This is a genomic window from Nocardioides endophyticus, from assembly GCF_039543845.1.
GTDB lineage: Bacteria > Actinomycetota > Actinomycetes > Propionibacteriales > Nocardioidaceae > Nocardioides > Nocardioides endophyticus.
On the sequence record NZ_BAABKN010000005.1, the window covers coordinates 22,529 to 45,875 of the forward strand.

A 23,347-nucleotide genomic window follows, 5' to 3' on the forward strand; every position below is an offset into this window, starting at 1 on the left:
GCGTCGATGCCCCCGTTTGCGTTACATCGCCCGATGTCGCGATCAGGCGACGACGGCTGCAGGGTACAGGCGCCGCGGCAGGCGAACCGCGACGGCGGTCCCTCGCTCGACGCTCGACTCGACCTCGATGGTCCCGCCGTGGAGCGCCACGATGGCCTGCACGATGGTGAGACCGAGACCGATGCCCTGGATGGCCTGCTCGGTGGCGGTGGTGGACCGGAAGAAGCGGGTGAACAGCCGGTCCTGCTCGGCCTCGGGTATGCCCATCCCGGTATCCGTGAGCGGAGTGAACTTCACCGCGTTGCTGAGCAGGTTGACGAGCATCCGCTCCCGCTCCGCCGGATCCCCCTCGAGCTGGACGGGATGATCGGGCACGTCGACGGCCAGGTCCAACGATCGCGGGTCGAGCAGCCAGGCGACGCCGTCGTACGCCGCCGAGACGACCTCGCGCAGGTCGGTCGGCATCGCGTCGATGCTCAAGGTCGCGGACTCGATCTGGGACAACCGGAGGAGGTCCTCGACCAGGCCGAGCAGCCGGTGGCTGTTGCGTTCAACGCGGCCCACGAGCCCGAGCTGAGCAGGGTCGAGCTCACCGACCGCGCCGTCCGCCAGCACCTCGAGGTAGCCGATGATGCTGGTGATCGGCGTCCGGAGCTCATGACTGACCGTCGAGGCGAAGTCGGACTTGACCCGCTCGAGCTCGCGCAGGCGCTCGACGGCGTCCTGCTCGGTGGCCAGCGCGTCCGACAGCGCCTGCGCGGTCCGGTGGCGCTCGGTGACATCGCGGAAGACCACGACGACGTCCCTGACGCCGTCGTCACCGGCAGGCGGCAGCGCGGTGGCCGAGAAGTTCAGCACCCGCGGCGAGGCGCGCGCGCTCGTGCGGCCACCAGTTGACCAGGCAGGCGGTGCAGGCGAAGGCGAAGAACGCCGCGTGTACGCCGGCGAAGAGCCAGGGTCGCTCCCAGGCTTCCGGGTGGTCGTACACCGCCCGCGGATTCAGGGTGCCCACGACGCCGTGGTGGACGAGCACATAGGCCACGGCGATGGCGAACGGCGGCCAGGCCTCGTACAGCGCGATCACCGGGATCATCACGAAGAAGTGGAAGTGCGCCTCGATCATGCCCCCGGACAGGTGCACGATCACGCCCGAGCAGACCATCAGACCGCCGGCCGCGATCACGGCCGACAGGCCGCGGCCCAGCAGGCCGAAGCCGGCGAGCAGCGCGGCCATCAGCACCGGCGACAGCTCCACCCACACGTGGCCGAGCGAGTTGCCGCGGTAGACGGCGTACAGCAGGATCGCGACCACGTGTGCCCACAACATCACCATCACGGCCCGGTGCCGAGTCTGCCAGGCGGCGTCGGGCAGCGACCCAGCCCGTGGCAACCAGGCAGGCCACCGCCTACCGCCCGGCAGTGGTGAGAAGCGCACACTCACCCATCGGCCGCTCGGGGCGAGACCTTAGAGCTCCTTGATCCCCCAGGGACTGCCGTACTCGGTGAGCAGGTCCAGGAACGGCACGGCGTCGAACGCCTCCGGGCCGAGCACGCCGGCGCCGCTCCAGGTGCCGCGGGCGAGCAGCTCGAGGGCGACGACGGGGTTGATCGCGGTCTGCCAGACCACGCACTGGTGGCCGTACTCCCGCATGGTCCACTCGTTGTCGACGACGTGGTAGAGGTACGTCGATCGGTCGGCACCGTCCTTGCCCTTGCCGGTCACCCACAGGCCCGCACAGGTCTTGCCCTTCATCCGGGGTCCCACGGTCGCCGGGTCCGGCAGCACCGCGGCGACCACGTCACGTGGGCTCACCTCACAGAACCCATTCTCTGCCTTGACCCGCACCTTCTCGGTGCTGTCGAGGCCGAGGGTGTGCAGCACCTTGAGGACGTTGATGAACTCGTCGCCGAGGCCGTACTTGAACGTGGCCCGCTTGCAGTCCACCCAGCGCGGCATCAGGAGCACCTCCTCGTGCTCGACGTTGACGCACTCCACAGGCCCGATGCCCTCGGGGAAGTCGAAGACCTCAGGCTCGGAGAACGGCGCGGTCGTGAACCAGCCGCGCTCCTTCTCCCAGATGACCGGCGGGTTGAGGCACTCCTCGATCGTGGTCCACATCGAGAACGACGGCGCGAAGATCTCGTTGCCGTCGTCGTCGGTGACCACCAGGTTGGCGCCGTCGCGGGTGCCCAGCTCATCGATCTCGCTGAAGAGATGGTCGGCGGCGTACCGCGCGAAGACGTCGGAGAGCCCCGGCTCGACGCCGATGCCGACCAGCGCCAGCCGTCCGGCGGACTCCCAGTCCGACGCCACGGCGAACTGCTCGTCGCCGAGCTTCACCCCCGTCTGCTCGTACGGCGCCTGCGGGTGCGGCTGCGACAGCGACATCGCCATGTCGAGGTAGTCGGCGCCGGCCTCGGCCGCGCCGTCGAAGATCGACATGTTGAAGACCGGGTCGACCGCGTTCATCACGTGGGTGATCCGGTGCTCGCGGCACAGCGCCGCCACCGACTCAGCGGACGACGCGTCGATCCGCGCCGCCGCGTACCGCCCGTCGGCAGCCGCCGCCTTCTCGGCCTTGGCGACGTCGTAGTCGGCGACCACGATCATCTCGAAGAAGTCGCGACGCGCCGCGATGGCCGCGAACGCCGACCCCACGCCCCCGGCGCCTACCAACAGAATCCTCATGTGCAGCTTCTCCTCATCGAGTTGAGCGTCGCGAGAGTGGTGTGATGCCAAGGCGGAGGTGCGAAGGCGGCCTTTGAGCGAAGCGGGCCGTCGAGCGCCGACAACGCAGGCAGCGCGCCGCTATCGCGGCGCTCAGCCGATGTAGGACATGACGTGCTTGATACGGGTGTAGTCCTCGAAGCCGTAGCCGGAGAGGTCCTTGCCGTAGCCGGAGTGCTTGAAGCCGCCGTGCGGCATCTCGGAGACGAACGGGATGTGGGTGTTGATCCAGACCGCACCGAAGTCGAGCCGGCGCGACATCCGCATCGCGCGGGCGTGGTCCTTGGTCCAGACGCTCGAGGAGAGCGCGTACTGGACGTCGTTGGCCCAGGTCAGCGCCTGCGCCTCGTCGCTGAACTTCTGGACGGTCATCACCGGGCCGAAGATCTCGGTCTGGATCTGCTCGTCCTTCTGCTGCAGGCCCGAGAGCACCGTGGGCTCGTAGAAGTAGCCCTTCTCGAACTTCCGCGCACCGCCGGTCTCGATGGTGGCGTGGTCGGGCAGCCGGTCGACCATGCCCGTGACGTGGGCGAGCTGGTTGGCGTTGTTGAGCGGGCCGTAGTACGTCGCCTCGTCGTCGGGCATGCCGGTCGGCATCCCCTTGGCGGCCTCGGCCAGGGCCGCGACGAACTCATCGTGGATGCCGGCCTGCACGAGCACCCTGGTGGCCGCCGTACAGTCCTGGCCGGCGTTGAAGAGGCCCGCGCCGGCGATGCCCTCGGCCGCGGAGGCGATGTCGGCGTCGTCGAAGACGATGACCGGGGCCTTGCCACCGAGCTCGAGGTGCACCCGCTTGAGGTCGTGGGAGGCCGCTTCGGCGACCTGCATGCCCGCACGCACGGACCCGGTGATCGCGACCATCTGCGGGGTCTTGTGGGCGACCAGCGCGCGGCCGGTGTCGCGGTCGCCGCAGACGACGTTGAGCACGCCCGGCGGGAGGAACTCCTGAGCGATCGCGGCCAGCAGCGTGGAGCTCGCCGGCGTGGTGTCGCTCGGCTTGAGGACGACCGTGTTGCCGGCCGCCAGCGCGGGCGCGATCTTCCAGATCATCATCAGCAGCGGGTAGTTCCACGGCGTCACCTGACCGACCACGCCGATCGGCTCGCGGCGTACCCACGAGGTGTGGTCGGCCAGGTACTCACCCGCGGCCTTGCCCTCCAGCATGCGCGCGGCGCCGGCGAAGAACTTGAAGTGGTCCGAGGCGTACGGCATCTCCTCGTCCATCGTGAGCTGGAGCGGCTTCCCGGTGTCCTTGCACTCGACGGCGTTGATCTCCTCGACGCGCTCCTCGATCGCGGTCGCGAGCTTCAGCAGGGCGTTCGAGCGGTCCTGCGGGGTCGCGTAGCCCCAGCCCTCGAAGGCGGCGTCGGCCGCGGCGTACGCCCGGTCGAGGTCCTCCTCCCCCGACTTCGGTGCCTGGGCATACACCTCGCCCGTGGTCGGGTCGAGGACGTCGTAGGTCTCCCCCGACACGCTCTCGACGAGCTCTCCGTTGATGACGTTCGTGAAGGTCGTATCGGCCATGGCTGCGAGCCTAGTGATCTGGCAACGGAATCTGTAGTGTCTGAGGCTCTTGAACGCGGATTTCGTTGAATGGAGGGTCTCATGCGCGTGGGTACGACCATTCCAGCACTGCCGGTGCGCGATGTCCCGACGGCGACGGCCTTCTATGTCGACCGGCTCGGCTTCGCCATCGCCCACACCGACGGCCACTTCAGCGTGCTGCGGCGCGACGACGCGCGGATCCACCTGTGGGAGGCCTCCGACCAGTCGTGGCGGGGTCGTCACGACCTGGCCTCGCAGCCGGTCGTCAGCGGTGCCGAGTCCTTCCTCGCCGGCACGGCCAGCTGCCGGATCGAGGTCGAGGGCATCGACGAGCTGTACGCCGAGATGGACGCCGCCGGGGCGCTGCACGGCGTGAGCAAGGGGGGTGCGGAGGACACCGACTACGGCAGCCGCGAGTTCCACGTCATCGACGTCGACGGCAACCTGCTGACGTTCTACCTCTGGCGATAGACGGGCGTCCCGTCGACCCAGGTCGACACCACCCCGGTGCCACCGATGTCGTCCGCGGACCCCGCGAACGGGTCGCGGTCGAGCACCACCAGATCGGCCACCGCACCGGGCCGCAGCACACCCGCGTTGTCGCGGTGGTTGATCCACGCCGAGCCGGAGGTGTACGCCGCGAACGCCGACTCAAGCGCGATCGCCTGCTCAGGCAGGAAGCGGTCCTGGCCGGCCGGCCCGCTCTCGCCGTACGCCGTGCGGTTGACCGCGACGTGGACCGCCTCCAGCGGGCTCGGGGTGCTGACCGGCCAGTCGCTGCCGGCCACGAGGCGGGCACCGGCGCGCTCGAGGTCGCCGAACGGGTACTGCCACGTCGCGCGCTCCGGACCGAGGAAGGGCAGCTCAGCTCGACCATCTGCTCGTCGAGGCAGGCCCACAGCATCTGCAGGTTGGCCGCGACCCCGAGCTCGCCGAAGCGGCGTACGTCGTCGGGGTCGACCAGCTGGAGGTGCGCGATGTGGTGGCGCCTCTCGGGCTCGGTGCCCTCGAAGGCGTCGAGCGCCTCGCGGGCGCCGCGGTCGCCGATGGCATGCACGTGCACCTGGAAGCCCACGGCGTCGAGCAGCCGGACGTACTCCCGCAGCGCCGACGGGTCGACGAACGAGTGGCCCGCGTTGGTGGTCGCATGGCCACAGCGGTCCAGGTAGGGCTCGACGAGCGCGGCCGTGAAGTTCTCGGCGACCCCGTCCTGCATCACCTTCACGCTGGTCGCGCGGAACTGACCGTGGGTGTACAGCTCGCGGCGCGAGACCAGGTCGGCGATCTGCTCCTCGCCGCGGCTGCGGTCCCACCAGAGCGCACCGACGACGTGGGCGGAGAGGTCACCCTCGCGCGCGGCGCGGAGGTACGTCGGGCCGGGGTCGTCCATCCCGGCGTACGACCCGACGATGGCGTCCTGCCACCCCGTCACGCCGTACGAGTGGAGGTGGCGCTGCCCTTCGAGGAGCGCTGCGTAGTACTCGTCATCGGTCGTCTGCGGGGCCAGGCGGGCGACAGCGTGCATGGCGCCCTCGTGCAGCGTGCCGGTCGGGTGGCCGTCGGCGTCGCGCTCGAAGCGACCGTCGACCGGGTCGGGGGTGTCGCGGCGGATCCCGGCGAGCTCCAGCGCCCGGCTGTTGACCCAGGCACCGTGATGGTCCCGGTTGGGCAGGAAGACGGGCCGGTCGGGCACGACCGCGTCCAGGTCAGCCGCCGTGGGTGCCCCGCCCGGGAAGGCGGACATCGCCCAGCCGCCGCCGAGGATCCAGGGCCGGTCCGGGTGCGCGTCGGCGTACTCCTTGACGATGCGGAGGTAGTCGTCGCGGGTGTCGCCCTCGGTGAGGTCGCACCGGGTGCGCTCGAGGCCGCCCTGCACCGCATGCACGTGGGCGTCCACGAAGCCGGGGCTCAGCAACCCACCATCGAGATCGACGACCTCATCGACATCCCAGTGATCGAGCTTGTCGAGATCCCCGCAGGCCGAGATGTGACCTTGATCGACCAGGACCTCGCCCGCGCCGACGTACCGGTGCCCGTCGAAGAGCGTGCCGTTGGTGAAGAGGGTCCGCATCAGCGACCTTCCAGCAGCGGGCCGGTCGGGTCGTGGCTGATCCCGTGCTTGCGAGCAGCGAGTCCCGAGAGCGCCTCGAGGCAGACCCGGTTGGCGAGGAACGCGGTGATCTCCGCGTGGTCGTACGGCGGCGACACCTCGACCACGTCGATGCCCGCGACGGGGAGCTCCAGGCAGATCCGGCGTACGGCGTCGAGCAGCTGGCGCGACGACAGCCCACCGGGCTCTGGGGTGCCGGTGCCCGGCGCGTGGCCGGGGTCGCAGACGTCGATGTCGACGGAGAGGAAGACGGCGTCGCACTCGTCGAGCGCGATCTCGAACGCCTCGTCCAGGCACTCCTCCAGGCCGCGCTTGCCGATCTCGGTCATCTCGTAGGAGCGCATCTGCTGCTCCGCCATCCAGGCCAGCGTGTCCGGTCCGGGCCAGTAGCCACGCAGCCCCATCTGCAGGAACCGGTCGCCGCGCAACGCACCCGACTCGATCAGCCGTCGCATCGGCTGGCCGTGGCCGTACAGAGAGCCGAACTCGATGTCGCCGGTGTCGGCATGCGCGTCGAAGTGGATCATCGACACCTTGCCGTAGCCGAGGTGGCGGGCGACCCCGGTGGCGTCGGGCAGCGCGATCGAGTGGTCGCCACCCAGGACGAGCGGCACGGCCCCCGCGCTGGCCACCGCGAAGACCGCGTCCTCCAGCGCGTGGAGCGACCGCTCGATCTCCCCCGGTGGCATCTCGACGTCGCCGGCGTCGACGACCCGGAGGTCCTGGAGGGCGTCGACGCGAAGGGCTAGGTGCGGCCGGGAGCCGTCGTGCGGCAGGTAGTCGGTCTGCCGGATCGCCATCGGCCCGAACCGGGTGCCCGGGCGGTGCGACGTACCGCCGTCGAACGGCGCTCCGACGATGACCACGTCGGCCGCGGCCAGGCCGGCCGCGTCGTCGAGGTCGACGCGGCCGACTCCCAGGAAGGTGATGTCGGGACCGAACTGCGGGCCATACCGGGTCATGGAGCATTCCTATCAGCCAGGAGACCCGCGCCGTCCGTCGGCGACAACGAAATCCGCGAGAATCACGCCGCAGCGCCACGGATTCACTTGCCTTGCTCCCGTCTGACCACGCACCATGGGGGTATGAGTACCTGGGACTACGACCACTTGCAGCGGGCCGCGAAGGACCACCTGTGGATGCACTTCACGCGGCACTCGACCTACGAGACCTCGGACGTGCCGATCATCGTGCGGGGCGAGGGCGCCTACATCTACGACGCGCAGGGCAAGCGATACCTCGACGGCCTCGGTGGGCTGTTCGTCTCCCAGCTCGGCCACGGCCGCACCGAGCTCGCCGAGGCCGCCGCCACCCAGGCCCGCGAGCTGGCCTTCCACCCGCTGTGGTCCTACGCCCACCCGAACGCGATCCTGCTCGCCGAGCGCATCGCCGGCTACGCGCCCGGCGACCTGAACCGGGTGTTCTTCACCACCGGTGGCGGCGAGGCCGTCGAGTCCGCCTGGAAGCTCGCGAAGAACTACTTCAAGCTCACCGGCAAACCGATGAAGCACAAGGTGCTGTCCCGCGCCATCGCCTACCACGGCACCACCCAGGGCGCCCTGTCCATCACCGGGCTCCCCCCGCTCAAGCAGCAGTTCGAACCCCTGGTCCCCTCCACCTTCCGGGTCCCCAACACCAACATCTACCGCGCCGCCGAGACCACCGGCGGCCTCCTCGATGGCACCGACCCCGAGGCCTTCGGCCGCTGGGCCGCCGACCAGATCGCGGTCCAGATCGAGAACGAAGGACCCGACACCGTCGCCGCGGTCTTCCTCGAACCCGTCCAGAACGCCGGCGGCTGCTTCCCACCCCCACCCGGCTACTTCCAACGGGTCCGCGAGATCTGCGACGAATACGACGTACTCCTGGTCTCCGACGAGGTCATCTGCGCCTACGGCCGCCTCGGGACCATGTTCGGCGCCGAACGCTACGGCTACCAGCCCGACATCATCACCTCCGCCAAGGGCATCACCTCCGGCTACGCCCCCCTCGGCGCGATGATCGCCACCGACCGCCTCATGGAACCCTTCCTGCACGGCGCCGCGACCTTCGCCCACGGCTTCACCTTCGGCGGCCACCCCGTCTCCACCGCCGTCGCCATGGCCAACTTCGACATCTTCGAGAACGAACACATCCTCGAACACGTCCAAGACAACCAAGACGCCTTCCGCACCACCCTCGAACGCCTCACCGACCTCCCCATCGTCGGCGACGTCCGCGGCGACGGCTACTTCTACGGCATCGAACTCGTCAAAGACAAGAACAGCCGCGAGACCTTCAACGAAGACGAATCCGAAAAGCTCCTACGCGGCTTCCTCTCCAAAGCCCTCTACGACGAAGGCCTCTACTGCCGCGCCGACGACCGCGGCGACCCCGTCATCCAACTCTCACCCCCACTCATCTGCAATCAAACCCACTTCGACGAGATCGAACACATCCTCCGCACCGTCCTCGACAAAGCCGCCACCATCCTCTAGGCCGAGTCGGCGCAGACTGACCCGCGAGTCGGCGCAAAGTGACCCCATAATCCACAGGCAGCCCTGTCCCGTGGTGCCGTACGGCGCCTCCGGGGCAGGGCTGCTGCATGGAGAACTATGGCTGGCTCGATCGCCTCGGGAACCTTCCGCCAAGCGAACCGTTCACGACTGCCTCGGCCAGGGAAGTGGGGTTGAGCCCCAAGGCCTTGCGCTGGCTGACGATGTGCAGGTACCTCCGGCATCCGATCCAGGGGGTGTACGTCGCCGCCGATGTCGAGGACTCGATCGAGCTCCGGTGCGCGATGCTCGCGCTCGTCCTGCCATCGGACTGCTTCGTCTGCGACCGCAGCGCGGCGTGGATCCACGCCGGCGACCGAGCCCTGGCGCCCAACGAGCACCTCGACGTACCGCCGATCTCGTGCTTCCGCCCGAGCGACGCAGGTCGCCTGCGCAACGCCCTGAGTAGCAGCGGCGAGCGCGCCATCCGGTCGCGCGACCTGATGGAGATCGGCGGGATCGTCGTCACGACCCCGCTGCGGACAGCACTCGATCTCGGACGCCTCCAGTCGAACGCCGATCTCAAGCTGCACGGCATGGACACGATGCTCGGACTAGAGGTCTTCACGCTCGACGAGTTGCTGGCCGAGATTCCACGATTCAACCGGCAGCGCGGCGTGGTCGAGCTCCGCGTCCTGGCGCCGTTGGCCGACGGCGGGTCGGAGTCGTTCGGGGAGACCGCTCTACGTCGGCGCTGGCGCGGCGCCGGCCTTCCCCGACCGCAGACCCAGATCTCGGTCCTCGTCGACGGACGCGAGGTCTATCGGCTCGACATGGGCTTGGAAGATCTTCTCCTCGCCGCCGAGTACGAGGGCGAGCAATGGCATGGCGAGGATCGGGCGGAGTACGACGAGGAGCGCCGACAGTGGCTCGAGCGCGAGCGCGAGTGGTCGATCGCGGTGTTCCGCAAGCAGCACGTCTTCGGGCAGCAACAGGATGCCGAACGCCTGCTCAGGATCGCGTACGACGCAGCGCGAGCGCGCCGCGGCCTGCCGCCGACGTACTTCTATTGAGGGTCACTTTGCGCCGACTCGGGGGTCACTTAGCGCCGACTCGGCGATTCATCAGGCCAGCGCGCGGGTGCGGCGGCGGCTGTTGACCTCGCCACCCACCACGATCAGCACCGAGATCATGAACATCACCGTGCCGACGACGTTGACCTGCATCGGGATGCCGCGCTGGGCGACGCCCCAGACGTACATGGGGAACGTCGTGGTGTTGCCGGCGTTGAGGTTGGTGATGATGAAGTCGTCGAAGGACAGCGAGAAGCTGAGCAAGGCGGCGCCGAGGATGCCCGGGAACACCAGCGGGAAGGTGACTCGCCAGAACGTCTGCCGGGGCGTCGCGTAGAGGTCCATCGCCGCTTGCTCGAGGTTGTCGTCCATGCCCGCCAGCCGGGCTCTCACGGTGACGACCACGAACGAGATGCAGAACATGATGTGCGCGATCAGGATCGTCCAGAAACCCAGCTGACCCGCGAACCCGGCCGCCACGAAGAGCGCCAGCAGCGAGGAGCCCATGACGATCTCGGGCGTGGCCATCGGCAGGAAGATGAGCAGGTTCATCGACGACCGACCCGCGAAGTCGTGCCGCACCAGCGCGAACGCCATCAGCGTGCCGAGGATGGTTGACCCGATCGTGGCCACCAGGCTGATCTGGATGCTTGTCCCCAGCGCGCTGCACATGCCCTCCGGCGCGCAGGGGTGCAGCCAGTTGTCGAGGGTGAACCCGTCGAAGCGGTAGATCAGCCGGCTCGACGGGTCGTTGAAGCTCATCAGCACGACCACGAAGATCGGGACGAACGTGTAGATCAGGATCGCGATCCCGAGAATCAGCACCAGGTTGTTGCGCAGCCACCGCATCAGAGCAGCTCCTCGGTGCCGGCCCGGCGGACGTAGAACAGCACCATGGCGATGATCAGGATCATCAGGATCATCGAGAGCGCGCTGGCCGCCGGATAGTCGTTGGCGTTGGTGAAGAGGTTCTGGATGACGTTGCCGACCATCCGCTGGTTGGGGCTGCCGAGCAGCTGGGCGTTGATGTAGTCGCCGGCCGCCGGGATGAAGGTCAGCAGCGTCCCCGAGACCACCCCCGGCAGCGAGAGCGGCCAGGTGACCTTCCAGAACCCGACGAACGGGTTGGCGTAGAGGTCGCTGGACGCCTCGATCAGGCGGTGGTCGATCTTGTCGATGCTCGCGAAGAGCGGCAGCACCATGAACGGCAGGAAGTTGTAGGTGATGCCGGCGATCACGGCGACGGGGGTCGCGAGGAGGCGACCCTCGGCGCCGAGGATGTGCACGGCCTGGAGAGTGTTCACCACGATGCCGTCGTCGGCGAGGATGAGCTTCCACGACAGCGTGCGGATCAGGAAGCTGGTGAAGAACGGTGCGATCACCAGCACCAGCATCAGGTTCTTCCAGCGGCCGGCCTTGAACGCGATCGCGTACGCGAGCACGTAGCCGAGCACGAGGCAGATCAGCGTCGCCAGCGCGGCGTACCCGAGCGAGCGGACCAGCGGCTCCCAGTAGTCCCGGAGCGCGTCCGGGTAGTTCTGGAAGTGGAAGGTCATCTCGTAGCCGTTGACCACCGACCCGCTCGGGTCGAACAGGCTGGCGGCGACGAGCGAGTAGAACGGGATGACGAAGAAGAGGGCGAGCCAGACGACGCCGGGGATCAGCAGGAAGTAGCCGGTGAGGCCGCGGCGACGGCTCGAGTCGTCGGACGCCGGGGCGGTGGTGACCGGGGCTGCTCCAGCCGTGCTCGCCATCAGTCGTCGTCCTCTTGCCCCGCACGAGCGTCCTGGCTGTGGTCGAGGAGGAACGCGTAGTCGGGCCGCCAGGACAGCTCCACCGACTCACCGTTGCGGTAGAGCCGGCGGTGGCCGGTGTTCTGCTGGAACACCTGGAGCTCCTGGCCCCACGGCATCCGCACGAGGTACTGCGTGCTCACCCCGACGAAGCTGACGTCGCTGACCACGCCACCCGGGATCGAGTTGCCGGGTGCGTCCAGCACCTCGCCCGCGTCGCCGATGAGCACCTTCTCGGGCCGGATGCCGATCCAGGCCTTGTCGCCGTCGAGGTGCGCTCGATCGGCCGGCACCGAGACGTCGATGCCGTGCATGTCGACGGTGATGAAGTCCGAGCTCCGGCTCTTGACCTCACCCTCGATCAGGTTCGACTGGCCGAGGAAGTTGGCGACGAACGTCGTGCGCGGGTTCTCGTACAGCTCCTCCGGGGCGCCCATCTGCTCGATCACGCCCGCATTCATCACCGCGACCGTGTCGGCCATGGTCATGGCCTCCTCCTGGTCGTGGGTGACGTGGATGAAGGTCAGCCCGACCTCCGTCTGGATCCGCTTCAGCTCGATCTGCATCGCACGCCGCAGCTTGAGGTCGAGCGCGCCCAGGGGCTCGTCGAGCAACAGCACCTCGGGCTCGTTGATCAACGCCCGAGCCAGCGCGACCCGCTGCTGCTGGCCTCCGGAGAGCTGGGTCGGCTTCTTCCGGGCCTGCGACTCGAGCTCGACGAGGTCGAGCATCTGGCGCACCTGGGCGTCGACCCCGCTGACCTTGCGCCGCTTGAGGCCGAACGCGACGTTCTCGTAGATGTCGAGGTGCGGGAAGAGCGCGTAGTTCTGGAAGACCGTGTTGACCGGACGCCGGTAGGGCTTGGCATACGTGATGTCCGTCCCGGCCAGGGTGATCGACCCGCGGGTCGGGGTCTCCAGGCCGGCGACCATCCGAAGCGTGGTGGTCTTGCCGCAGCCCGAAGGGCCGAGCAGGGCGAAGAACGCGCCGCGCGGTACGTCGAGGTCGAGGTCGTCGACAGCGGTGAAGGATCCGAAGGACTTGGTGACGTTGCGCAGTCGCAGCCCGTCGAACGAGTCGTCGCTCGAGGGTGCCTGCACCGTGAGGTCAGCCGGCGATGACATCGTTGAACTCTCCTTCGTACTGCTGGGACTGCGCGTCGGACAGGGGCATGAAGTCGAAGGCGGTGGCGAGGTCTTCGTTGTCGGGGAAGATCAGCTTGTTGTCGACGAGGGACGGGTCGATCTTCTCCATCTCGGCCTTGGCCCCCTCGACCGGACAGATGTAGTTGACCCACGCGGCCAGCTTCGCGGCGACCTCCGGCTCGTAGTAGTAGTCGATCCACTTCTCGGCGTTCGCCTGGTGCTTCGCGAGGTTGGGCACCATCATGTTGTCGGCCCAGAGGGAGAGCCCCTCCTCGGGCGTCACGAACTTGATGTCCGGGTTGTCGAACTGCGCCTGAATCACGTCACCGGACCACGCCTCGCACGCCACGATGTTGCCGGCCGCGAGGTCCTGGATGTACTCGTTGCCCGTGAAGGACCGGACCTGTCCGCTCGCCACGACCTGGCGAAGCCGCTCGATCGCCTGGCCCCACTCGTCCTCGGTGAACTCGTCGGGGTCGGCCCCGACCACGCGGAGCATGAACGCCATGGTGTCGCGCATCTCGCTGAGGAGCGTCATCCGCCCCTTGAGGTCGTCGCGGGTGAGCAGCTCCTCGAAGCTGCGGACCTCCGGGACCTTCGCGGCGTTGTAGGCGATGCCGGTGAGGCCGGCCTGCCACGGCGCGCTGTAGGTGCGGTCCTTGTCCCACTGACGGTTGCGGAGGGGTTCGATCAGGTTCCTGTGGAGGTTCGGCACTGCCGTGGCGTCGAGCGGCTGGATCCAGCCCAGTCCGATCATCCGTGCCGCCATCCAGTCCGTCATCACGATCAGGTCGCGGTTGATGGACTGGCAGGCGCCCATCTGGTTCTTCACCTTGGCGAAGAACTCGGCGTTGTCGTTGACGTCGTCGGTGTAGTCGACGCTGATGCCGGTGCGGTCCTGGAAGACCGACACCGTCGACGTCGCCTTCTTGCGGGGGTCGATGTACGCCGGCCAGTTGGAGACGATCAGCTTCTTGTCGGTCGCCGACACGTCGGTCGCCCGGCACTCCGCCGGGTTGACCTTCGCCGCCGCGACGTCGAAGAACGGCAGCTTCAGCGCCGCGACGCTGACGCCGGCGAAGGCCACGCCACCGCCGACCCTGAGCAACCCGCGGCGAGAGAGCCTGCCACGTCCACCACCGGTGGGCCCCTGCACCATGTGGACTCCCTTCGAACCGCCCCGACGCATCGGATCGTGCCACGCGAAAAGGTCCCCGACAAGCGATACCGTCGACATGAAACATCCTCGCAACGAAATCGCTTGTCGACGAGCCGTACCAGATCTTTGACCGCAGCCGCCCCTTAGGGAACTATCCCCCCATGAGCAGGAAGCCAGGACGTACGTCGCAGCCGCTCGACGACGTCTCGAAGGCGATCATCGAGCAACTGCAGCAGGACGGTCGGCGGTCGTACGCCGCCATCGGCAAGGTCGTCGGCCTCTCGGAGGCGGCCGTGCGCCAGCGGGTGCAGCGCCTGATCGAGTCCGGCGTGATGCAGGTGGTCGCCGTGACCGACCCGCTGGAGCTCGGCTTCGCGCGGCAGGCGATGGTCGGGGTCAAGGTCACCGGTCCGCTGGAGCCGGTCGCCGACAAGATCGCCGAGATCGACGAGGTCGACTACGTCGTGGTCACCGCCGGCTCGTTCGACCTGCTCGTCGAGATCGTCTGCGAGAGCGACGAGCACCTGCTCGAGCTGATCTCCGGGCAGATCCGGACGGTCGAGGGAGTGGCCGCGACGGAGACGTTCATGTACCTGAGCCTCCGCAAGCAGACCTACTCGTGGGGCGTCCGCTGAGCCGGCGCACCGAGAAGGACCCGCACTACGAACGGCTCTCCCTCTGGCACGACACCGTCGACACCGCCTGGACGCCACGTCCGCCACTCGACGGCGACGTCGAGGCCGACGTCGCGATCGTCGGCGCCGGCTTCACCGGTCTGTGGACCGCCCACTACCTCGCGGAGGCCGACCCGGAGCTGCGCATCGTCGTGCTCGAGGCCGAGACCGCGGGCTTCGGCGCCTCCGGGCGCAACGGTGGCTGGTGCTCGGCACTCTTTCCTGCCTCACTCTCCACGCTCGCGGGGTACGCCGACCGCGACGCCGCCCTCGCCCAGCACCGCGCCATGCGGCAGACCGTCGACGAGGTGGTCCGCGCCGCCGCAGCGGAGGGCATCGACGCCGACGTGAGCAAGAGCGGCACGATCACCCTCGCCCGCAGCCGGGCGCAGTGGTCGCGCGCCAGGGCCGAGGTGGCGGACGCCCGCACCTGGGACCGCGGCGAGGACGACGTCCGCCTGCTCGATCGCCACGAGGCGACCGCGATCCTGCGGGGCAGCCACACCCGCGGCGCGACGTACACCCCGGACTGCGCGGCGCTCCATCCCGCGCGGCTGGTCCGCGGACTCGCGAGCGCCGTTGAGCGGCGCGGCGTGACCATCCATGAGCAGACCCGCGTGAGCGCGATCGAGCCGCGCACCGCACGCACCGAGCACGGCGTCGTACGAGCCCGCACCGTGCTGCGCGCGACCGAGGGCTACACCGCCACCTTGGCCGGCGAACGCCGCACGATGGTGCCGGTCTACTCGCTGATCATCGCGACCGAGCCGCTGCCGGTCGAGACATGGGACGAGATCGGCCTGGCACGGCGCGAGACGTTCACCGACCACCGGCACCTGATCGTCTACGGGCAGCGCACCGCCGACGACCGGCTGGTCTTCGGCGGCCGCGGCGCGCCGTACCACCTCGGCTCGCGGATCAAGCCGGAGTATGACCACGACGAGAGAGTGTTCGCGCGGCTCTACTCCGCGCTCATCGATCTCTTCCCGGTGCTCGCCGGCACCCGCGTCACCCATGCCTGGGGCGGGGCCCTCGGCATCCCGCGCGACTGGTGCGCCTCGGTCGGGCTCGACCCTGCGACCGGGCTCGGCTGGGCAGGTGGGTACGTCGGCGACGGCGTCAGCACCGCCAACCTCGCGGGCCGGACGCTGCGCGACCTGGTCCTCGGCCGCGACACCGAGCTGACCCGGCTGCCGTGGGTCGGCCACCGCTCCCCCGGCTGGGAGCGCGAGCCGCTGCGCTGGCTCGGCATCAACGCCGGGCTGCGGGCGATGACGATCGCCGACGCCGAGGAGTCCCTCACCCGGATGCCGAGCCTGGTGGCGCGAGCGGTCTCTCCCCTGCTGGGATGAGGCCATGAACACTCCGCGGACCACGCGTGCCCTCGTCCGCCGGCCCGGCCCCCGACTCGACGACGGCCTGCTGACCCACCTCGAACGGATCCCGGTCGACCTCGCCCTCGCCGAGCAGCAGTGGCGGTCGTACGTCGAGGCGCTGCGGACCGAGGGCTGGGAGACGATCGAGGTGCCGCCTGCCGACGACTGCCCGGACGCGGTGTTCGTGGAGGACACGGTCGTGGTCCTCGACGATCTCGCGGTGATCAGCCGGCCCGGCGCCGACGAGCGCAAGCCCGAGACGGCCGCGACCGAGGCGACTCTGGCCGGCCTCGGCTACCGGATCGCCCGCATCGAGGCCCCCGGCACCCTCGACGGCGGCGACGTGCTCAAGCACGAACGGACGGTCTGGGTCGGACTCGGCGGCCGCACCAACAGCGAGGGGATGGAGCAGCTCGCTGCCCATCTCGCTCCTCTCGGCGCCCGCGTCGTCGGCGTACCCGTCGCGCTCGTGCTGCACCTCAAGTCGGCCGTCACCGCGCTGCCGGACGGCACGGTCGTCGGCTTCGAGCCGTTGGTCGACGACCCAGGTGCTTGGGACGCGTTCCTCCCGGTGCCCGAGGAGGCCGGCTCACACGTCGTCGTGCTCGACGAGTCGGCGGTGCTGATGTCGACGAGCGCGCCCCGGACCCAGGCGCTCTTGGAGGAGCGCGGACTGCGCGTGGTCGCCGTCGACATCTCCGAGTTCGAGAAGCTCGAGGGATGCGTGACCTGCCTGTCCGTGCGGCTGCGGGGCTGAGGCACCACTCAGCCGAGCCCGTTCGCCACGATGTCCGCCGGTTTGGTCGTGGCGTGCAGCCAGGCGGCGAAGAACCCGTCCAGATCCTCACCACTGATCTCCTCGGCGAGCGCCTCGAACTCCGCGGTCGAGCCGTTGCCGCCCTTGCGGTCGGCGACCCAGCGGCGCAGCAGCGCCGAGAAGTCAGCCTCACCGATCCGGTTGCGCAGCGCCTGGAGCGCCATCGCACCCCGCTCGTAGACGCGGCGGTCGAAGATCCGGCCGACACAGTTCACGTACGTCGGACACGGGTCCGCGACCTGCTGGTCCCAGAACTCGTCGTCGGCGTCGGCAGAGTCGTAGAGCTGGTGCAACTGGCTGTCCCCCGACGGCCCGCTGTGCGTCTCGTCCCAGCGCCACTCCAGGTAGGTCGCGGCGCCCTCGTTGAGCCAGATGTCGCTCCAGTGCCGCACGGACACCGAGTCGCCGAACCACTGGTGCGCGAGCTCGTGCACGACCGTGATCCCGGTCAGGCTCGCCGGTGAGTACGTCGGGCGGGTCTGGTTCTCCAGAGCGAAGCCGGGCTCGAGGCTGGTGACCAGACCGCCCACGGTCGAGAACGGATAGTCGCCGAGCTGGCTCTCGAGCCAGCCCGTGATCTTGGGGCTCTGCCGCATCATCCGCATAGCGCGCGGCTGCGCGGCGGTCGGCAACGCCTTGGACACCGCGACCAGCCAGTGCTGGCCGTCGCGGACGCCCTTGTCGATGCGGAAACGGCCGGCGGCGAAGAACGCCAGGTAGGGCGCCATCGGCTCGTCCGCGCGCCAGGTGGTCGTCGCCTGGGCGCCGCGCACCTTCCGGCTGAGCCGGCGCCCGTTGGACACCACGTCGTACGCCGCCGGGACGGTGATGCTGACCCGGATCCGGGCCTTGTCGAGCGGGTGGTCGTTGGCGGGGAACCACCACGGCGCCATGTGCGGCTCGTTCATCGCCACGACCTCGCCGGGCCCGGCGAGCCAGTTGCTCTCTCCCGCGTACGAGTAGCGCCCCGGCCGTCCGTCGTACCGGACCTGCACGTCGACGACCTCACCCGGCTCGAGGCCGCGCGCCACGACCAGCTCGTGCTGGGTCTGGGAGTAGGCGACCGGGCGGCCACCGACGCGCACGGACTGCACCGGCAGCAGGAAGTCGAGGTTGAAGCCGGAGATCGCAGCGGTCCCCCGGACCCGTAGGTCCGTCCATCCCGACAGCCGGCCCTTCCGGAACGCGTAGGTGTCGTGGATGTCGTAGGTCAGGACGTCGATGCCGCCGTTGCCGTCGCGCGGGAAGTAGGGGTCCCCGATCCCGGGCGCTCCGGCCGGACGCACGTCGGCGGGGGCGAGCGACCGGGCAACTGTGTGGGCAACCGTCCGGGCGCCCGAGCCCAGGGTCAGGGCCAGTGCCAGCCCGGCGACGAGGGCGGCGAAGGTACGGCGAGGGCGTGGCACCCGGGCAAGGTACCCGACCTTCGGGCCGGAGCCCGCACGTCCTTTGTGTTATAACTCTATTGATTCACTGTACTTAAATGCGGAGGCGCAGATGCAGGTTCTTACGCTGGAGATCCCAGAGCTGGGCAACCACACCCATCTCGTCCACGACGGCCGGCAGGCGCTGGTCATCGACCCCCCTCGGGACATCGCGCCGATCGAGGCGGCGGCCGAGGCGGCCGGCGTGGAGATCACCGCCGTCGCCGACACCCACGTCCACAACGACTACGTCTCCGGCGCCCTCGGGCTCGCCCGACGGCACGGTGCCGACTACCTGCTGTCGGCCGACGAGTCCGTCCAGTTCGAACGCGTCGGCGTCCGCGACGGCGACGTGCTCACGGTCGGCGGACTCCAGGTGACGGTCCTCGCGACGCCCGGGCACACCCGCCACCACCAGGCCTTCGCCGTGCACGATCCCGACGCGGCCGCACCGGCCGCGCTCTTCAGCGGCGGCAGCCTGCTGCACGGCACCGTCGGGCGCACCGACCTCGTCGACCGGCGCCTGCGCTTCGACCTCGCCCGAGCCCAGTGGCGAAGCGCCCGCACGCTGGCGCTCCTCGACCCGGCGACCCGACTCCTGCCGACCCACGGCTTCGGCAGCTTCTGCGCCGGGGGCACCCCGTCGGTGGAGACCGACGGCACCATCGGCGCCGAGCTGCTGGTCAACCCCGCGCTGCTCCTGGACCGCGACCCGTTCGTGGAGGAGCTCGTCGCGGGCTTCGGCCCGATCCCGTCGTACTACGACCAGATGGCGCCGCTCAACCGCGCCGGGGCCGGCCGGGCGCGGCCGCGGCCCGGGCGGCCGGTCACCCGCGACGAGGTCACCGACGCGATCCTCGACGGCCAGTGGGTCATCGACCTGCGCCGGCGCGACACGTTCGCCCGTGGCCACCTCGCCGGATCGGTCAGCGTCGAGTACTCCCACCAGTTCGCGACGTACGTCGGCTGGCTGGTCCCCTGGGCCGACGACCTCGTCCTCCTCTACGACAGGGCGCAGGACGTCGGCTCGGCGCTCCACGACCTGGCCGCGATCGGCATCGAGGGTCCGGGCATCCACGACCTCGACCCGGCGACCGCACTGCCGGCGACCTTCCGGCGCACGGACTGGGCCGGCTTCCGCGAGCACGTCGGTCCCCGCGTCGTCGTCGACGTGCGCCAGCGCGACGAGTACGACGAGGGGCACCTGCCCGGCGCCGTCCACCTGCCCGTCCACGAGGTCGATCGGCGCGGCCTCGAGCTGCCGCCCGGCGAGCTGTGGGTGCACTGCCGCTCCGGCTACCGCGCCGGCATTGCCTCGAGCCTCCTGCACAATGCCGGGCGCAGCGTCGTGCACGTCGACGACTCCTGGGACCGGGTCACCGAGCTGGCGATCCCGACCACGGTCGCCGCCTGACGGCGCACGTAAATCGGTTGCGGGGGCTCGGCGGAACCCGCACAGTTTTCCCGAGCGCCCGGAGTGACCGGTGCCCGAGCGAGAGGAGCGTGACATGTCCACGACTGTCCTTGGCCTGTCCGCAGACCACACCCCTTCTCGCTTCTGGAGCACCTCCACCGATGTCTTACGAAATCTCCGAACCTGAGCTCGACCCCGCTTTTGTCTTCGACTTCCAGACGTACGACGACCTCGATGAAGGTCAGCGCTGGTCCACCTGGCTGAGCGTCGAGCCGCTCTGCCGCGGCCCGCAGCCTCGACCCGACTGGGTCGTCACCTCGCAGGCCGCGGTCGACACCGACCTCGGCATCCTCAAGACGGGCAAGGAGGCGGACGCGTTCCTCCTCGAGCGCGCCGTCCCCGGCAGCGACGCACTGGGCGAGTCCGTCGTGCTCGTCGCCAAGCGCTACCGCAGCACCGAGCACCGCACCTTCCACCGCGCCGCGACCTACACCGAGGGCCGCAGCGTGAAACGCTCGCGCGACGAGCGGGCGCTCAAACGCAAGAGCACCTGGGGCAAGATCGTCGCCGCCGGCGAGTGGGCCGTCTCCGAGTGGGACGCGCTCAAGCGGTGCTGGGAGCTGGGCCTACCGGTCCCCTACCCGGTGCAGATCGACGGCACCGAGATCCTGATGGAGTGGATCACCCACGACGGTGAGACCGCTCCGCGGCTCGCCCAGACCCGACCAGGCCCGGAGCTGCTGGCGTCGTACTACGACCAGCTCCGCGACGCTCTCGCTGTGATGGTGCAGCACGGGATCGTGCACGGTGACCTCTCGCCGTACAACATCCTCGCCGCGGGAGGCCGGCTGGTGATCATCGACCTGCCCCAGATCGTCGACCTGGTCGGCAACCCGACCGGGATGGACTTCCTGCTGCGCGACTGCACCAACGTCTGCACCTGGTTCACGGCGAGGGGTCTGGAGGTCGATCCCGGTGAACTGTTCGCGGAGCTGATGGCGCACGCGTTCTAGAGCCGGCCCTAGAGTCGGCGACGTGAAGAGGGTCGTCCGTGGTGAGCCGGCACAGATCGTCCACGAGCTCGAACGGTGGATGGCCGACCACCCGGGCGTCCCGGTCGACACGGCCCGGACCTCGCTCTACACGGCGGCCGAGCTCTACGACACTTGCCTGGAACCCGGCGGCACGTACGACGCGTCGCTGGACGCCCGCGCCTACGCGTGGTCCCGGGCTCCCCGCACCCGGCCCGCCGCGCTGGCCCGGGCGCTCCACGACCACGCCGTCGACCTCGCGCTCGACAGCTGGATCCAGGGGCGGCACCTGGTCGGCGTGATGGGCGGACACCGGATCGAGCGCGGGCACCCGGCGTACGCCGAGGCCGCGCGGCTCGGGGCAGCGCTCGGTGCAGGTCAGGTCGTCGCCACCGGCGGCGGCCCGGGCGCGATGGAGGCCGCCAACCTCGGGGCCCGCTTCGCCGCCCGTCCCGGTGATCTCGACGGTGCGCTCGCGATGCTCGCCGAGGCTCCGTCATACCACCCGTCGATCGACCGGTGGGTGCACCGGGCCTTCGAGGTGCTCGACCGCTACCCCGATGACACGGACACGCTGGGCATCCCGACCTGGCATTACGGGCACGAGCCGCCGAACGTGTTCGCGACGGCCATCGCGAAGTACTTTCGCAACTCCACTCGGGAGGCGACGCTGCTCGAGGTGTGCGACGCCGGGATCGTCTTCCTGCCGGGTCTCGGCGGGACGGTCCAGGAGATCTTCCAGGACGCCTGCGAGAACTACTACGCCACCGAGGAGTCGGTCGCGCCGATGGTGCTCGTCGGCGCGGCGTACTGGACCGAGGAGCTGCCCGCCTGGCCCCTGTTGCGCGCCATCGCGCGGGGCCGCCCCATGGAGGAGCACGTGCACCTCGTCGAGTCGGTCGAGGATGCGGTAAACCTGATTGTTTCGGTGACGTGACCGACCTCGTCGCCTAGATTGACGCGGTGCAGATCTCTCGTCGTGACCTCATCCGCTCCTCCGCCGTCGTCGGTGGCGTCGTGGCTCTGGGAGGGGTCGGCCTCGCCGACGCCGCCGTGGCCGGCACCAGCCCGGTCACCCGGGCGACGACCCGCACCACCAGGCTCGCCAAGGGCCCCGCGGGTGCCGGTGGCTGGCGCCCGGTGGTCAAGCAGTCCGGCGAGAACTACCTGGTCCGCCGCGGCTTGGGCGCGCCGGCCCGGAAGGGCCGGGCCAAGCGCCGCAAGCCGCTCCTGGCGTTCGCGCAGATCAGCGACGTGCACATCATCGACACCGAGTCCCCCCTGCGCATCGAGTCCGGCGAGAACTTCAGCTCCAGCGCCTACCGCCCCCAGGAGATCCTCACCGGCCAGGTCGCCGACGCGATGGTGCGCGAGATCAACGCGATCGGTCGGGGCCCGGTGACCGGACGCAGGCTCGCCCTGACGATCCAGACCGGCGACAACTCCGACACCTCGCAGTACAACGAGCTGCGCTGGAACATCGACCTGCTCGACGGAGGCACCGTCGCCATCAACTCCGGCGACCCAGCCCGCTACGAGGGTGTCATGGACCAGTCGGACTTCCACAGCCCGATGTTCTGGCACCCGGACGGCACACCGGCCGGCAAGACCCCGGACGACGCGCTCGCCAAGTACGGCTTCCCGACGATCCCGGGCCTGCTCGAAGCGGCCGGGCGGCCGTTCGAGGCGGCCGGGCTCAACATGCCCTGGTACTCCGCCATGGGCAACCACGACGGTCTGGTGCAGGGGAACTTCACCCCCAACGACACCTACCGCAACCGGGCGATCGGCTCCGCCAAGGAGGTGCCGGGAGGCACTCGCACGGTCACCGCGGACCCCAACCGGCGCCTGCTCGACAAGGCCGCGTGGGTCAACGAGCACTTCAAGACGACGGGTACGCCGAAGGGACACGGCTTCACCGGCGAGAACAAGGCCAAGAAGACGGCCTACTACTACTTCGACAAGGGCCGGGTCCGCTTCGTCGTGCTCGACACCGTGGCCACGAGCGGAGAGCGTGGCGCGCTCGACAAGAAGCAGTTCGCCTGGCTCAAGCGTCTGCTCGACCAGAGCAAGCGCAAGCTGGTCGTCCTCGTCAGCCACCACCCGCTCGCCTCGTTCGCGGATCCCAACCTCGCCAGCGAGATCGCCGGCACGCTGACCCGCCGTCCCAATGTGATCGCATGGATCAACGGTCACTCCCACACGAACCAGATCTGGGCGCACCCGCGCAAGGAGAAGGGCAAGGTGGTCGGCGGCTTCTGGGAGATCAACACCGCGTCGCACATCGACTGGCCGCAGCAGGCACGCCTGCTCGAGATCGTGGACAACCGCGACAACACGCTCTCGATCTTCACGACGATGATCGACCACGGCGGAGCGGTGGAGTTCAACGGCGACCTGACCGACCCCACGCAACTCGCCGGCCTGTCGCGGGTCCTCGCCGCCAACGACTGGCAGGAGCGCGAGGACAACCGGGAAGGGGCTCGCTCCGCGCGCAACGTGGAGCTGCTGGTCCGCACGCCGGACTTCCTGCGCAAGAAGAAAAAGAAGAAGTAGCCCGCCCGGGCGACCGGTCAGGACTCGG

21 protein-coding genes and 1 pseudogene are annotated in these 23,347 nt (G+C 69.4%); 10 read left to right on the top strand and 12 right to left on the bottom strand.

Features of this window, described 5'->3' with window-relative positions:
* Positions 1-42: 42 nt before the first annotated feature.
* The 4 genes from ABEA33_RS02360 to ABEA33_RS02375 all read right to left on the bottom strand — a co-directional run bounded on the left by ABEA33_RS02360 (position 43) and on the right by ABEA33_RS02375 (position 4,252).
* On the bottom strand, positions 43-858 hold the full coding sequence (locus ABEA33_RS02360) for a sensor histidine kinase (RefSeq protein ID WP_345524949.1): 816 nt from the start codon (positions 856-858) through the stop codon (positions 43-45).
* Entirely contained in the window at positions 818-1,390 is a 573-nt protein-coding gene (locus ABEA33_RS02365) for a hypothetical protein (RefSeq protein ID WP_345524950.1), read from the bottom strand. Before ABEA33_RS02365 ends, ABEA33_RS02360 begins: the two co-directional genes overlap by 41 nt.
* Positions 1,391-1,465: 75 nt before the next feature.
* Entirely contained in the window at positions 1,466-2,689 is a 1,224-nt protein-coding gene (locus tag ABEA33_RS02370) for a saccharopine dehydrogenase family protein (RefSeq protein ID WP_345524951.1), read from the bottom strand.
* 132 nt (positions 2,690-2,821) lie between these two features.
* Complete coding sequence (locus ABEA33_RS02375) at positions 2,822-4,252, bottom strand: gamma-aminobutyraldehyde dehydrogenase (protein WP_345524952.1); 1,431 nt, start codon at positions 4,250-4,252, stop codon at positions 2,822-2,824.
* A gap of 81 nt (positions 4,253-4,333) precedes the next feature.
* Here ABEA33_RS02375 and ABEA33_RS02380 point away from each other — a divergent pair, with 81 nt between their 5' ends.
* Positions 4,334-4,744, top strand: a complete 411-nt coding sequence (locus tag ABEA33_RS02380) for a bleomycin resistance protein (RefSeq protein ID WP_345524953.1) — start codon at positions 4,334-4,336, stop codon at positions 4,742-4,744.
* On the opposite strand, the gene ABEA33_RS02385 is transcribed toward ABEA33_RS02380, so the two are convergent.
* The 3 genes and pseudogenes from ABEA33_RS02385 to speB form a co-directional block, all read right to left on the bottom strand.
* Entirely contained in the window at positions 4,729-5,172 is a 444-nt protein-coding gene (locus ABEA33_RS02385) for an amidohydrolase family protein (protein WP_345525425.1), read from the bottom strand. The two genes, ABEA33_RS02380 and ABEA33_RS02385, sit on opposite strands and share 16 nt — an antisense overlap.
* Positions 5,173-5,201: 29 nt before the next feature.
* Positions 5,202-6,344: pseudogene (locus ABEA33_RS02390) on the bottom strand (amidohydrolase); the annotation flags it as partial.
* Positions 6,344-7,345: an agmatinase gene (speB, locus tag ABEA33_RS02395; RefSeq protein WP_345524954.1), complete on the bottom strand. Its 1,002-nt coding sequence runs from the start codon at positions 7,343-7,345 to the stop codon at positions 6,344-6,346. The gene speB and the pseudogene ABEA33_RS02390, both read right to left, overlap by 1 nt.
* 123 nt (positions 7,346-7,468) lie before the next feature.
* Here speB and ABEA33_RS02400 point away from each other — a divergent pair, with 123 nt between their 5' ends.
* Positions 7,469-8,860, top strand: coding sequence for an aspartate aminotransferase family protein (locus tag ABEA33_RS02400; RefSeq protein ID WP_345524955.1), 1,392 nt, complete (start codon positions 7,469-7,471; stop codon positions 8,858-8,860).
* 191 nt (positions 8,861-9,051) lie between these two features.
* On the top strand, positions 9,052-9,930 hold the full coding sequence (locus tag ABEA33_RS02405) for a hypothetical protein (RefSeq protein WP_345524956.1): 879 nt from the start codon (positions 9,052-9,054) through the stop codon (positions 9,928-9,930).
* Positions 9,931-9,981: 51 nt separating this feature from the next.
* Here ABEA33_RS02405 and ABEA33_RS02410 read toward each other — a convergent pair whose 3' ends face one another.
* The 4 genes from ABEA33_RS02410 to ABEA33_RS02425 are packed head-to-tail and all read right to left on the bottom strand — an operon-like array spanning position 9,982 to position 14,027.
* Entirely contained in the window at positions 9,982-10,779 is a 798-nt protein-coding gene (locus tag ABEA33_RS02410) for an ABC transporter permease (RefSeq protein WP_345524957.1), read from the bottom strand.
* Entirely contained in the window at positions 10,779-11,684 is a 906-nt protein-coding gene (locus ABEA33_RS02415) for an ABC transporter permease (RefSeq protein ID WP_345524959.1), read from the bottom strand. The genes ABEA33_RS02410 and ABEA33_RS02415 overlap by 1 nt, the downstream gene beginning before the upstream one ends.
* Positions 11,684-12,847, bottom strand: coding sequence for an ABC transporter ATP-binding protein (locus tag ABEA33_RS02420; protein WP_345524960.1), 1,164 nt, complete (start codon positions 12,845-12,847; stop codon positions 11,684-11,686). Before ABEA33_RS02420 ends, ABEA33_RS02415 begins: the two co-directional genes overlap by 1 nt.
* Positions 12,831-14,027 (bottom strand): polyamine ABC transporter substrate-binding protein, encoded by a 1,197-nt coding sequence (locus ABEA33_RS02425; protein ID WP_345524961.1) that lies wholly within the window; start codon positions 14,025-14,027, stop codon positions 12,831-12,833. The genes ABEA33_RS02420 and ABEA33_RS02425 overlap by 17 nt, the downstream gene beginning before the upstream one ends.
* 161 nt (positions 14,028-14,188) lie before the next feature.
* On the opposite strand from ABEA33_RS02425, the gene ABEA33_RS02430 reads away from it, so the two are divergent.
* Genes ABEA33_RS02430 through ddaH form a run of 3 tightly spaced genes read left to right on the top strand, consistent with a single transcriptional unit; the run spans position 14,189 to position 16,834 of the window.
* Positions 14,189-14,662 (top strand): Lrp/AsnC family transcriptional regulator, encoded by a 474-nt coding sequence (locus ABEA33_RS02430; protein WP_345524962.1) that lies wholly within the window; start codon positions 14,189-14,191, stop codon positions 14,660-14,662.
* Positions 14,647-16,053 (top strand): NAD(P)/FAD-dependent oxidoreductase, encoded by a 1,407-nt coding sequence (locus tag ABEA33_RS02435; protein WP_345524963.1) that lies wholly within the window; start codon positions 14,647-14,649, stop codon positions 16,051-16,053. The genes ABEA33_RS02430 and ABEA33_RS02435 overlap by 16 nt, the downstream gene beginning before the upstream one ends.
* A gap of 4 nt (positions 16,054-16,057) precedes the next feature.
* The gene (gene ddaH, locus ABEA33_RS02440; protein ID WP_345524965.1) at positions 16,058-16,834 is read left to right on the top strand and encodes a dimethylargininase; all 777 of its coding nucleotides are present in this window, start codon (positions 16,058-16,060) and stop codon (positions 16,832-16,834) included.
* 8 nt (positions 16,835-16,842) lie between these two features.
* On the opposite strand, the gene ABEA33_RS02445 is transcribed toward ddaH, so the two are convergent.
* Complete coding sequence (locus ABEA33_RS02445) at positions 16,843-18,300, bottom strand: M1 family metallopeptidase (protein ID WP_345524966.1); 1,458 nt, start codon at positions 18,298-18,300, stop codon at positions 16,843-16,845.
* A gap of 91 nt (positions 18,301-18,391) precedes the next feature.
* Here ABEA33_RS02445 and ABEA33_RS02450 point away from each other — a divergent pair, with 91 nt between their 5' ends.
* From ABEA33_RS02450 to ABEA33_RS02465, 4 genes are all read left to right on the top strand, one after another.
* Entirely contained in the window at positions 18,392-19,732 is a 1,341-nt protein-coding gene (locus ABEA33_RS02450) for a rhodanese-like domain-containing protein (RefSeq protein WP_345524967.1), read from the top strand.
* Between the two features lie 161 nt (positions 19,733-19,893).
* Positions 19,894-20,745, top strand: a complete 852-nt coding sequence (locus ABEA33_RS02455) for a serine protein kinase RIO (RefSeq protein WP_345524968.1) — start codon at positions 19,894-19,896, stop codon at positions 20,743-20,745.
* Positions 20,746-20,767: 22 nt separating this feature from the next.
* The gene (locus ABEA33_RS02460) at positions 20,768-21,700 is read left to right on the top strand and encodes an LOG family protein (RefSeq protein WP_345524969.1); all 933 of its coding nucleotides are present in this window, start codon (positions 20,768-20,770) and stop codon (positions 21,698-21,700) included.
* Between the two features lie 26 nt (positions 21,701-21,726).
* A complete protein-coding gene (locus ABEA33_RS02465; RefSeq protein ID WP_345524970.1) occupies positions 21,727-23,319 on the top strand; it encodes a TIGR03767 family metallophosphoesterase in 1,593 nt (530 codons plus the stop codon).
* The last annotated feature ends 28 nt before the right edge of the window (positions 23,320-23,347 follow it).